The sequence below is a fragment of the Bradyrhizobium sp. NBAIM08 genome (assembly GCF_020193935.1).
Classification (GTDB): Bacteria; Pseudomonadota; Alphaproteobacteria; order Rhizobiales; family Xanthobacteraceae; genus Bradyrhizobium; species Bradyrhizobium yuanmingense.
In genome coordinates this window covers 516,521-528,022 of sequence record NZ_JADYVR010000006.1, presented here as the reverse complement: position 1 = coordinate 528,022, position 11,502 = coordinate 516,521, and the positions used below count along the sequence as shown (strand labels likewise).

The 11,502-nt window shown below is 63.2% G+C and carries 10 protein-coding genes; all 10 read right to left on the bottom strand.

Annotation, left to right across the window (positions count from 1 at the left end):
• Positions 1 to 86 precede the first annotated feature (86 nt).
• A complete protein-coding gene (locus tag I6F37_RS23355; protein WP_036005758.1) occupies positions 87 to 782 on the bottom strand; it encodes an ABC transporter ATP-binding protein in 696 nt (231 codons plus the stop codon).
• A complete protein-coding gene (locus I6F37_RS23350) occupies positions 782 to 1,531 on the bottom strand; it encodes an ABC transporter ATP-binding protein (RefSeq protein ID WP_036005761.1) in 750 nt (249 codons plus the stop codon). Before I6F37_RS23350 ends, I6F37_RS23355 begins: the two co-directional genes overlap by 1 nt.
• On the bottom strand, positions 1,528 to 2,832 hold the full coding sequence (locus I6F37_RS23345; protein ID WP_225111756.1) for a branched-chain amino acid ABC transporter permease: 1,305 nt from the start codon (positions 2,830 to 2,832) through the stop codon (positions 1,528 to 1,530). The genes I6F37_RS23350 and I6F37_RS23345 overlap by 4 nt, the downstream gene beginning before the upstream one ends.
• A complete protein-coding gene (locus I6F37_RS23340) occupies positions 2,829 to 3,776 on the bottom strand; it encodes a branched-chain amino acid ABC transporter permease (RefSeq protein ID WP_225152796.1) in 948 nt (315 codons plus the stop codon). The genes I6F37_RS23345 and I6F37_RS23340 overlap by 4 nt, the downstream gene beginning before the upstream one ends.
• A 114-nt stretch (positions 3,777 to 3,890) precedes the next feature.
• Positions 3,891 to 5,123 carry a branched-chain amino acid ABC transporter substrate-binding protein gene (locus I6F37_RS23335; RefSeq protein ID WP_036005770.1) on the bottom strand — a complete coding sequence of 411 codons (1,233 nt, stop codon included), beginning with the start codon at positions 5,121 to 5,123 and terminating at the stop codon, positions 3,891 to 3,893.
• Positions 5,124 to 5,398: 275 nt separating this feature from the next.
• Positions 5,399 to 6,625 carry a TetR family transcriptional regulator gene (locus I6F37_RS23330; RefSeq protein WP_162131158.1) on the bottom strand — a complete coding sequence of 409 codons (1,227 nt, stop codon included), beginning with the start codon at positions 6,623 to 6,625 and terminating at the stop codon, positions 5,399 to 5,401.
• A 181-nt stretch (positions 6,626 to 6,806) separates the two neighbouring features.
• Complete coding sequence (locus tag I6F37_RS23325) at positions 6,807 to 7,487, bottom strand: response regulator transcription factor (protein ID WP_036023302.1); 681 nt, start codon at positions 7,485 to 7,487, stop codon at positions 6,807 to 6,809.
• Positions 7,488 to 7,763: 276 nt separating this feature from the next.
• Positions 7,764 to 9,344: a Do family serine endopeptidase gene (locus tag I6F37_RS23320; RefSeq protein WP_036005773.1), complete on the bottom strand. Its 1,581-nt coding sequence runs from the start codon at positions 9,342 to 9,344 to the stop codon at positions 7,764 to 7,766.
• Between the two features lie 219 nt (positions 9,345 to 9,563).
• Complete coding sequence (locus I6F37_RS23315; protein WP_036005777.1) at positions 9,564 to 10,907, bottom strand: methyl-accepting chemotaxis protein; 1,344 nt, start codon at positions 10,905 to 10,907, stop codon at positions 9,564 to 9,566.
• A 112-nt stretch (positions 10,908 to 11,019) separates the two neighbouring features.
• Positions 11,020 to 11,502, bottom strand: a complete 483-nt coding sequence (locus tag I6F37_RS23310) for a cytochrome c-type biogenesis protein (protein WP_225152794.1) — start codon at positions 11,500 to 11,502, stop codon at positions 11,020 to 11,022.

Genomic DNA, 11,502 nt, shown 5'->3' with positions numbered 1-11,502 from the left:
CGACCACGCTGAGGAACATCAGCCGTTACGGGCGGACGTCCTTGTCGAGGGCATCGCGCCATTGCGGTCAAACCCGCCGGCTTCCCTCACACTTCCAGCCATTGCGCCCGAACGTCGCTGTTTGATTTCAGTTGCTCGGGCGTACCTTCGAAGACCACACGACCGTGCCCCATGACGTAGACGCGGTTGGAGATCTTCATCGCAATCGACAGCTTCTGCTCGACGAGCAAAATTGCGACGCCGGCCTGCGCAATGCGGGCGATGAGATCGCCGACCTGCTGCACGATCAAGGGCGCAAGACCTTCGGTCGGCTCGTCGATCATGATGAGATCGGGGTCGCCCATCAGGGTCCGGCACGTCGTGAGCATCTGCTTCTCGCCGCCTGACAGCACCCCCGCAGGCGTATCTGCCCGCGCGGCAAGATTCGGAAACATGTCGAGCATGTCCTGAAGCTGCCATTTGCCGGGACGCCGCGTATCCTTGATGCCGAGGAGCAGATTCTGGCGGACCGTCAGCCCCGGAAAGATGTCCCGATGCTCCGGCACATAGCCGAGACCGAGGCGCGCGATCCTGTAGCTCGGCAGCCCCGCGATGTCCTTGCCTTTGAAGCGGATCGTGCCTTGCGGCGCAACCTCGCCCATGATCGCCTTGACAGTGGTCGAACGTCCGACGCCGTTGCGGCCGAGCAGGCTGACGACCTCGCCTGCCGCAACGTCGAGATCGACGCCCTGGAGAATGTGGCTCTTGCCGTAATAGGCGTGCAGGTCCCTGACCTCCAGCATCAGTGCGCCTCCTCGCCGAGATAGGCTTCCTTAACTTTCGGGTCCCGCCTGATCTCCTCCGGCGTGCCGGAAGCAATGATGTGGCCGTAGACCAGCACGGAAATGCGGTCGGCCAGGCCGAACACAACGCTCATGTCGTGTTCGACGATGACCAGGGTCTTGCCCTCGGTCAGGCGCCGGATCAGCGACACCGCGCGGTCGGTCTCGGCGTGGCTCATGCCCGCCGTCGGTTCGTCCAGCAGCACGACGGTCGCGCCGCTGGCGATGGTGATGCCGATCTCGAGTTCGCGCTGCTCCGCGTAGGTCAACAAGCCGGCCGGAACATCGCGCCGATGCGTCAGATGGATGTCGTCGAGGATTTGCGCCGTGCGCTCGCGCACCTCCGGCAGGCTATCGACGTTCTTCCAGAAGGCGTATCGGTGCCCCGTCGCCCACAGCACGGCACAGCGGACGTTCTCCCAGACCGACATGCGCGCGAATACGTTGGTGACCTGGAACGACCGCGACAGGCCGCGCCGGTTGATCTCGAACGGCCTGAGGCCGGAGATCACATCGCCGTTCAGTCTCACCTCGCCCGAGGTCGGCTTGATGTGGCCACTGATGAGATTGAACGTCGTCGATTTCCCGGCACCGTTCGGACCGATGATGGCGTGACGCTCACCTTGCGCGACGCTGAGATTGAGATCGCGGATGATGCCGACATTGCCAAAGCGCTTCTCAACGGCGCGGACTTCGATCGCTGCCGTCATGCCAAGTACCCCCGATCGCGCGCGACCGTCGCCGCGCGGTCCCATGCCTCGGCGACGCGCCGCCAGCTCAGGCGCGCGACGAAGAAGCCGCCGATGAGGAGGACCGCCGCGCTCGCCCACGTCAGCGGCGACGCCGGACTGAAGGCAACGCCGAACAGGTTGATCGGATTGCCCTGACCGCTATGCGTGCGCGCGATCGATTCGATCGTCAGGATCACACCGCAAGCCAGTGCCAAGGTCGGCACCGCCGCGATCAGATAGGAAGGGATCACCGTCGGCAGAGTTCCGGCGCGAACCAGCGGCCGGTGCATCATGACCAGCCCGGCGATGCCGCCGGGGGACAGCATCACGATGCCGATGAAGATAATGCCGAAATAGAGCTGCCACACGCCGGTGACGCTGGTCAGCCCGAGCTGAAGATAGGTCACGAGGATTGCACCCAGGATGGGTCCGAAGAAGTACGCGACGCCGCCAATGAAGGTCGAGAACAGCACGAGGCCGGATTGGATCGCGCCGAGATAGGCGGCGTTGGCGATCTCGAAGTTGATCGCGGCCAGGCCCCCTGCCACGCCAGCGAAGAAGCCGGCAAAACAGAAGGCGATGTAGCGCACCACGTGCGGATCATAACCGATGAACTGGACGCGCTCGGGGTTGTCCCGCACCGCATTGCTGATTCGCCCCAGCGGGGTCCGCGTCAGCGCATACATCGCGACGGCCGAGATCACCAGCCAGAACGCGATGAGATAATAGACCTGAAGCTGCGGGCCGAAACTCAAGCCGAAGATCTTCGGCAAAGCCGTGCGGTCGGTCGATATTCCGGACTCGCCGCCGAACACCGAACGCAGGATCAGCGAGGACGACGCCACCAGTTCGGCAATGCCGAGCGAGATCATCGAGAACACGGTACCAGCCCGCTTGGTCATCAGCCAGCCGATGATGATCGCGAAAACGAGGCCGCCGAGTCCACCGAACAGCGGTATGAACGGCAGCGGGATTGGCCAGCCGTGCGAGACCACTGCATTCATCATGTGGCACGCTGCGAAGCCGCCGAGGCCGTAATGCACCGCATGGCCGAACGACAAGAGGCCGGTCTGGCCGAGCAGGATGTTGTAGGACAGCGCGAACACGATCGCGATGCCGATCAGGCTGAAGGACGTCAGCGAGCCGCCGGAGGAGAAGATCAGCGGCAGCACGATCAGCACGGCGATGCCGGCAAGCCATATGCCGTAGAAGCGCAGGCCGTCGCCGGCCGGCTTCCCTGCGATTGTCGATGTCGGCGTCGATGTCGTTTTGGCGTTCATGTCTCGCGCGTCCCCATCAGGCCCATGGGGCGTACGATCAGAATGATCACCAGCAGCAGGTAGGGTACGATCGGCGCCACCTGGGCAATGGTGACGTTCCAGATGTCGGTGAGCACGGACGGCCCTGCCGACTGATCGAGCGGACCGAAGGCGCTCGCCAACGAACCGTTCAGCGCCACCGCGAAGGTCTGTATCAGGCCGATCACCAGCGAGGCGATGAAGGCGCCCGGCAAGGAGCCGAGGCCGCCAAACACGATGACGACGAACAGGATCGGTCCCAGCGCCGCGGCCATGTCGGACTGCGTCACCAGCGCCGGACCGGCGATCACGCCGGCAATTCCCGCCAGCGCGCTGCCGACGCCGAACACCAGCATGAATATGCGTCCGACATTGTGACCGAGATGCCCCACCATATGGGGATGCGTCAGCGCGGCCTGAACGATCAGGCCCACCCTGGTGCGCTTGAGCACCATCAGCAACACGATGAATATCAGGATCGACACAGCCAGCATGAAAATCTTGTAGGCGGGATAATTCGTCGAGAAGATCGTGAAGGCCGGAAAGTCGAGCAGCGCCGGCACGCGGTAATCGACGGGGCTCCTGCCCCACATCATCGCCACGATTTCTTCGATCGCGAACGCAAGACCGAAGGTCAGGAGCAACTCCGCCACATGGCCGTGCTTGTGCGTATTGCGCAGGCCGTAGCGCTCGACCGCCATGCCGATCGCGCCGACCAGCAGCGGAGCCAGCAGCAGGGCCGGCCAGAAGCCAATCCATTTGGTGAGCTGGAAACCGAAGAAGGCGCCGAGCATGTAAAAGCTGGCATGGGCGAAGTTGAGCACGCCCATCATGCTGAAGATGACGGTCAGGCCGCTCGACAGCAGGAACAGCAGCATGCCGAACAGCAGACCGTTCAGCGTCGATATAACGATCAGTTCAAGCACAGTAATCACACCTCTGGCCGGGACAGAAACGGCCCCGGCGAAGTCGGTCCGGATGCGAGCAGCAACCTTCCCGCGAGCCGCTGTCGGCTGCGGGAAGGCAAAGCTATTCCAGGCTTACGGCCGGGTCATCTTGCAGGTTGTGGGAACCATCGTCTTGGATGTGTCGATCTTGGAAACCAGATGCCATCCCCAGCCGGTGCCTTCCTCGTCGAACGGCTCGTCTGCAGCGAGCTTGCCGAAGGAGGAGATGTAGATCGGCTGGAAGAACTGGTGATCGTCCTTGCGCATGACGCCCTCACCGCCATCCAGCACCTCGAACTTGAGATCCTCGAGGGCAGCCGCGACCTTCACCGGGTCGAGCGAGTTGGCCTTCTCGGCCGCGGCCTTGAACATGCGCATCTCGTTGACGGCGCGCGGATACCAAAGCGACATGTTGACCTTGGCACGGAAGGTCTTTTCGAAGTCCATCGCCGGCTGGTGGCCGGAATTGGCAAAGCCCTCGGTGATCTGGAAGACCTGATGGTCGAGACCGGTCTGCTTGATTGCGGTCGGACCACCAGCGCCGCCGGCATAGTAGGTGTACCAATTGACCTTCAGGCCGGCGTCCGCCGCGGCTTTGAGCAGCAGTGCGATGTCCTGGCCCCAGTTGCCGGTCACGACGCTATCGGCGCCCGAAGCCTTGATCTTGGCGATATAAGGCGAGAAGTCGGTGATCTTCAACAGCGGATGCAGTTCGTCACCGACGATTTGGATGTCGGGCCGCTTGGCGCCCAGCATCTTGCGCGCATCCGCACGCACCGACTGGCCGAAGGAGTAGTCCTGGTTGATCAGGTACACCTTCTTGATCGCGGGGACATCCTTCATGTAGCTGGTGAGCGCTTCCATCTTGATGTCGGAGCTCGCATCCCAGCGAAAATGCCAGTAGCTGCACTTTTCGTTGGTCAGGCTCGGATCTACGGCGGCATAGTTGAAGTAGAGCACTTCCTTGCCGGGATTGCGCGTGTTGTTCTTGGTAACGAAGTCGGACAGCGCTGCGGCGACCGACGAGCCGTTGCCTTGCGTGATGAAGCGGGCGCCGGCATCGATGGCCTTCTGCGCCTGCACCAGGCTTTCCTGCGGGTTGGTCTTGTTGTCGAGAGGCAGAATCTCGATCTTGCGGCCCAATATGCCGCCCTTGGCGTTGATCTCGTCAGCCAGATACTGGAACGTCTTCAAGCCGCCTTCACCGATGCTGGCGCCACCGCCGGACAGCGGATCGATGTAGCCGAACTTGATTGTTTCCTGCGCGAATGCCGCTCCTCCGAGCATCGTCAGCGCTGCCGCCGCAGCAATTGCGAGCTTGTGCATCCTGGCCTTCTCCCTTTTGTATGTTCTTGTCCTTGGCGATCGAAGCTGACTCACAACGTCGGTCGCGCCCACTCTTCGCTACTCCAATATTGAATACTGTGTAAAGTTTTGGTGCAAGAAGTAATTGCGGCCTCAACGTGAAGATTGCCGCGCGCCGTCCGGAATATTGAATTCACAGGCAACTTTTGGGATCAAAGCCGCGCTCAATCTGCGGCTGACATCAAGTCCGAACGGGAAAGGATGAAGAGCGCGATCAGGGTCTCAGATTGGTTGCTTTATACCACTCCCCGACGGGGCTTGAGCCCCAAAAGGAACAGCCGCGAAAAATAATCGGCAATCTGCATCGGAGACCAGCTCCGCTCGTCCCTGAACCAGATCGGGTACCAGTGGCCCATTCCAGTCAGAACGCGTTCGGCGAAGTAAGTGTCGACGCTGCGGAAGTATCCCTCGTCGATCCAACACTGGTGGTTTCTCTGGTCCTGCTGGATCGTTGCGAGCACCTGCCTGACATAGTGCTTGCGGTCAACGTCGTTGAGATAGTTGATGTTGTGGTAGGTCGCCTTCGGGCCGCAAGGGGTATCGTGCAGCATCAACAACAGGCGGACTCTCTGGACGACGTAATCGAACGCCCCGAGCCTCAGGTCCTGCAAATATTCTCGAATCCCGATCTCACCGCCCAGACCTCTTCGCAGGCAAGCCAGCAAGAGGCGCTCCTTCTCGCTGAAATGATAATAGATGCCGGCGCGGGTCATGCCTGCCTCCGCCGCGATGCTCTCGAGCGACGTACCGGACGCGCCCCTTCGATTGAAACTGTCCGAAGCAATCGAGAGCATCCTGTCCAGCTTCGCGGCGCGCTTGTTCAATTTCGAGCGGGACTGGAGAAATGGTGCCAGGCTCGGCGCTTCAGGCATGTCCGGTAAGGCAATCTCACGCCGATACACCCCATGCGTGATGATGTCGTCAATGGCATCAATCGCCTGCTGGCGCGAATAATAGTCGCGCTCGGAGAACCAGAACGGAACCCAATCCAGGATGGAGATGAGGGCGACGGCCGTAAGGAGCGGCTCCTCGCAGGCAATCGAGCCGTCGGCAATGCCACGCTTCAGAAAGTCGGCGAGCAGCGCGGCATTCTGCCAGCGCCTGGCATGCACGTCTTTGCTGTAAGACGCAGCCAGTGCATCGATGTCGGAGAACAGGATCATGCGCTGGCCTTCAGGCCGCAGCCGGGCTCTTATGAAGCGCCTGACGATTTCGAGCCCGTCTATCCCGGGTTCGGCCGCCGTCTCGATTTCGTGCCTGTAGATCGCAAGACCGCGCAGGTAGCAGTGAAAGATCAGGTCTTCCTTGTCGCGGAAGTAGTGGTACAGCGCTCCCGGCACCGATCGAACCGATGCTGCGACCTGCTCCATCGTCACATTCGCATAGCTATGGCGGGCAAACAGCTTGGAAGCCGACACGAGGATCTCTTCAGCTCGGTCGGACGGGAAGGCGGCGACTTGCAAGCTTGAATATCCTTCCTGATCGTGGACGGATTCACCCCGGTGAAACGTCCACTACCACACGTCGGATATTCTTGCCATCGGACGAGGCGTTAGGCCAGTATCGCCCGCAACCCTCGGACGGCGGTGCAAATGAAGACGCAGCCGATGATTGCAGGCGCGCCGTAGATCGACGCCGAACGCCCTATCTCATGCCGTCACGGATCATGTATCCGGCGCCGCGGATCGTGTGCAGCAGCGGGCGCTCGAAGCCCTTGTCGATCTTGGAGCGCAGCCGCGAGATGTGCACGTCGATGACGTTGGTCTGCGGATCGAAATGATAGTCCCAGACGTTCTCCAGCAGCATGGTGCGCGTCACCACCTGGCCGGCGTGCTTCATCAAATATTCGAGCAAGCGAAATTCGCGCGGCTGCAGCGTCAGCTCGTCCTTGCCGCGGGCGACGCGATGCGAGAGCCGGTCGAGCTCGAGATCGCCGACGCGATAAAGCGTCTCCTCGGCGGGACCGCCGCGGCGGCGCGACAGCACTTCGACGCGGGCCAGCAGCTCGGCGAAGGAATAGGGCTTCGGCAGATAATCGTCGCCGCCCGCGCGCAGACCCTTGATGCGGTCATCGACCTGCCCGAGCGCGGAGAGAATCAGCACCGGCGTCGTATTGCCCTTGTCGCGCAATGCGCCGATCAGCGACAGCCCGTCGCGCTTGGGCAGCATGCGGTCGACCACCAGCACGTCGTATTCGCCGTTCTCTGCCATGGCGAGGCCTTCCTCGCCGTCGGCGGCGTGGTCGGCGATGTGTCCGACTTCGCGAAACGCCTTGGCGAGGTAATCGGCGGATTCACGGTCGTCTTCGATGATGAGGAGGCGCATCGTGCGTTCGGCGGCGGTCAAGGAGGTCAACCTTCTCTAAACATGGCGCGAGCGGCGACCGCATGCAAGCCGAGCAGGAGAGGCTCGAAGCGGGGAAAAAGGCGGGCGGTGAAGCTGGGGGGACCTCACCGCCCTAGGCCTTCCGACGGAGGGGGGCGTAATTCCACCGGAAGGTAGATGAGGGAAGCCAGCGTTGCGCTGCTTCCCCGAAGGGCACCGGCGGCGGGGGCGACTGATGCCGGCGGTACCCTTCATCTCGTAGGCCTCCTGAAGGCCTCAGCCCTTGGCGATGGGCACCGCGACGAAGCGCGACTGGCCGCCGCTCTTCACGCGCATCAGGACGCTGTTCTTGTTGTCGGTCCGCGCCGCGTTGATCGCGTCGCGGACTTCGCCGGCGGTCGCCACGCTCTTGCCGCCGACCTCGAGGATCACGTCGCCTTCCTTGAAGCCGCGTTCGGCCGCCGCGCTCTTCGGATCGACCTCGGTGACCACGACGCCTTCCTTGCCGGCACCGGCCACGGAATTGGCCGGCGCAACGGTCATGCCGAGCTTCGGCACGTCGGTGCCCTTGCTGGCGCCCTTGCCGCTGTCCTTGTCGGTATCGGCCTTGGCTTCGACCGTATTCGGCAACTGGCCGAGGGTGAGGTTGACGACCTTGTCCTGGCCCTTGTGCAGCACATTGAGCTTCACGGACGCGCCGGGCGCCATGCCGCCGATCGTGCGGGCGAGCTCGCGGGCATCCTTGACGGGGTCGCCGTTGACCGCGGTGATCACGTCGCCGGACTCGATACCGGCCTTTGCCGCCGGACCGTTGGCCTGCGGTTCCGCCACCAGCGCGCCTTCGGCCTTCTTCATGCCGAGGCTGTCGGCGATGTCGGAGGTGACGGGCTGGATCTGGACGCCGATCCAGCCGCGGCTGACCGAGCCCTTGTCCTTGAGCTGCGCAACCACGCTCTTGACGGTGTTGGCCGGGATCGAGAACGCGATGCCGACGCTGCCGCCGGAGGGCGAGTAGATCGCGGTGTTGACGCCCATCACCTCGCCGTTGGTGTCGAAGGCCGGACCGCCGGAATTACCCTTGTTCACGGGCGCGTCGATCTGGATGAAATCGTCATACGGGCCGTTGCCGATGTCGCGGCCGCTCGCCGAGACGATGCCCGCGGTCACGGTGCCGCCGAGACCGAAGGGATTGCCGACCGCGAGCACCCAGTCGCCGATCCGCGGTTTGCTGTCGGCGAGCTTGGCGAACGGGAAGTTCGTGCTGCCTTCGACCTTGATCAGCGCGAGGTCGGTGCGCTGGTCGGTGCCGATCACCTTGGCGGTGTAGGTCTTGCCGTCGTCGGTGGTAACCTCGACTTTGTCGGCGCCATCGACCACGTGGTTGTTGGTCACGGCATAGCCGTCAGCCGAGATGAAGAAGCCGGAGCCCTGCCCCTGCACGACGCGGCCACGGCCGCCCTTCAGGCCGGGGGGCAAACCATCCGGACCACCGAAGCGGCGGAAGAAGCGCTCCATCGGCGAGCCCGGCTGGAACGGCGAGGAGGAATCGTCGCCGTCGTCATTGCTCGCGGTCTTCTCCTTCATGTTGACCTTGACCGAGATCACCGAAGGCTTCACGCGCTCGACGACGTCGGCGAATCCGACCGGACGCTCGACCTTGCGGACCTCGTTGTTGACCTGCGCATGCGCCGGGCTGGAGAACAGGTCGGCCGGCGAGGTCGACGGGCTGAAGCCATAGACGGCCGCGCCGAGACCGGCGACGACGGAAGCCATCAGCGCGAGCTTGCGCGCGGAAAACACCGACCGGCGCGGCTGCCGGTAGGACGGGAGGTTCGAAAGGTCGATACGATCGTTCATGCGGAAATCTCCAGAGCCCTGAATTCCTGTTGGTGCCGGATGCCGGCACCTTGCGGACCTGAAGATGGGGACTCCCGCCTTACCGCGCGCTGGCGGCGGGGTTAAACTTTCGTAATGATGGTCGAGGCCGATGCGGCAGTTTAGCACAGGCCAAAAATCGTGGTCTTACAGGAACTTAATCGAGTTCCCCGACAAGGCGGCAGGCGCGAATTCTGGCCCTCAGCTCGCCCTGACACTGACGATGAACTCGTCGACTTCGCGCTTCAAGGTCTCGGCCTGCCGCGACAGATCGACGGCCGAATCCCTGGCTTCGGCCGCCATGCGGCCGGTCTCGGCCGAGGTGGAGGTGATCTGGACGATATGGTTGGAGACGTCGAGGGTTCCGCGCGCGGCGTCCTGGGCGCTGCGCGTGATCTCCTGTGTGGCGTTGCGCTGCTGGGCGGTGTCGACCTCAATGCCCGACATGATCGACGAGATCTCCGACAGCGTCCTGGAAATTCCGTCGATCGCGCCGCGGGTCTCCGCGGTGATGCCCTGAATGCTGGCGACCTGCGAGGTTATCTCCTCCGTCGCCTTGCTGGTCTGATGCGCCAGGTTCTTCACTTCCGAGGCGACCACCGCAAACCCCTTGCCCGCTTCGCCGGCCCGTGCCGCCTCGATGGTGGCGTTGAGCGCCAGGAGATTGGTCTGCGATGCGATCGCCTGGACGAGCTGGACGACCTCGCCGATCTTTTCGGCGGCATCCGACAGCGTGTGAATGGTATCGCGGCTCTTCTCCGCCTGGCTTGCAGCGCCTTCGGCGCGCTGGGTCGCGTCCGTGACGCGGCGGCTGATCGTGCCGATCGAGTTCGTCATCGCCTCGGCAGACCCTGCAACCGTCTGCACGCTCGCGCTGGCCTGGCTCGCCGCGCTCGCGACTGCATTGGCCTTGGTGCTGGTGTCGTTGGCGGTCCGCGACAGCGTCTCCGCGTTGGTCTTCAGATGCACGGCCGATGACGCAACGCTGGCGACGACACTGGCGACGAGATCGTTGAAGCGCTTGATCCTGTTATCGAGGAATTTCGACCGCTCGGCCTGGTGCTGCGCTTCATGCAGCTGCTGCTCGGAGAGGCGGCGCCGCTCGATGCCGTTGGTCTTGAACACCTCCAGCGCACCGGCGAGCAGACCGATCTCGTTGGTGCGGCCGAGCCCCGGAACTGATGTCTCGAACTTCTGGTCGGCAACCTCGCGCATGGCATGCACGATGGCCGCGAGGGGATTGAGGATGCCGTTGCGCACGGCGAACCAGGTGGTGAAGCAGATCGCGAAAGCGACGACGGCGATCACGCCGCAGGCGACCAGGAAATAAGAAAACGCGGTCTGCGCCTGCTGGTAGATCTGCATGGCATGGTCGCGCGCCGGGCCGCTCAGCGCGGCGAAGTTCGAGGACAGGCTGGTGATCTCGTTGTTGAGATAGAGGACCGCGATGAAGCCGGTGCCGCCGCCGATGCCAAGCAGGAACAATAACGCAGCGACGACGGCGCCGACCAGGAAGCGGATCGTCAGATTGCTGTTCGCGAACATCGGGGGACTCAGGAGCTGGAATCAAATCTCGCGACAAGCTTCCAGACAAAGGTCAATTTAGCATGAACCACGCAGCCGTTGCCGCGCACTGCGTGGCACGACGTAGACGGCTTCAGGGCGATTTGGGTTCGTCCGACATCAAGGCCGCGAGCCGTGCCTTCTCGTCGGGCGTGAGCGGCGGTGCCGGTACGTCCACACCAGTTCGCGAGCGGCGGCGGATTTGCAGCCACAGCGCCAGGCCGCCGCCGATCAGCAGCACCGGCCCGAGCAGCCACAGCAGCAGGGTCTGCAGCTCGAAGCGCGGCTTGAGCAGCACGAACTCGCCGTACCGCGCCACCAGGAAATCGAGCACCTGCGAATTGCTGTCGCCGGCCGCGATGCGCTCGCGCACCAGCAGTCTGAGATCGCGTGCCAGCGGCGCATCGGAATCGTCGATCGACTGATTCTGGCAAACCATGCAGCGAAGCTCGCGCGACAATTCGCGCGCGCGCGATTCCTTCACCGGATCCGGCATGATCTCGTCGGGCTGCACGGCGTGGCCCGCCGGCAAAGCCAGCAACACCAACGCGATGAACGCGGCCATCATCCGGCGCAT

Bases quoted from the DNA above. Each gene is read 5' to 3' on its own strand.
- I6F37_RS23310 (WP_225152794.1), bottom strand. From the start codon at position 11,502: ATGCGCCGGATGATGGCCGCGTTCATCGCGTTGGTGTTGCTGGCTTTG.
- I6F37_RS23320 (WP_036005773.1), bottom strand. From the start codon at position 9,344: ATGAACGATCGTATCGACCTTTCGAACCTCCCGTCCTACCGGCAGCCG.
- I6F37_RS23325 (WP_036023302.1), bottom strand. From the start codon at position 7,487: ATGCGCCTCCTCATCATCGAAGACGACCGTGAATCCGCCGATTACCTC.
- I6F37_RS23350 (WP_036005761.1), bottom strand. From the start codon at position 1,531: ATGACGGCAGCGATCGAAGTCCGCGCCGTTGAGAAGCGCTTTGGCAAT.
- I6F37_RS23355 (WP_036005758.1), bottom strand. From the start codon at position 782: ATGCTGGAGGTCAGGGACCTGCACGCCTATTACGGCAAGAGCCACATT.
- I6F37_RS23345 (WP_225111756.1), bottom strand. From the start codon at position 2,832: ATGAACGCCAAAACGACATCGACGCCGACATCGACAATCGCAGGGAAG.
- I6F37_RS23315 (WP_036005777.1), bottom strand. From the start codon at position 10,907: ATGTTCGCGAACAGCAATCTGACGATCCGCTTCCTGGTCGGCGCCGTC.
- I6F37_RS23335 (WP_036005770.1), bottom strand. From the start codon at position 5,123: ATGCACAAGCTCGCAATTGCTGCGGCGGCAGCGCTGACGATGCTCGGA.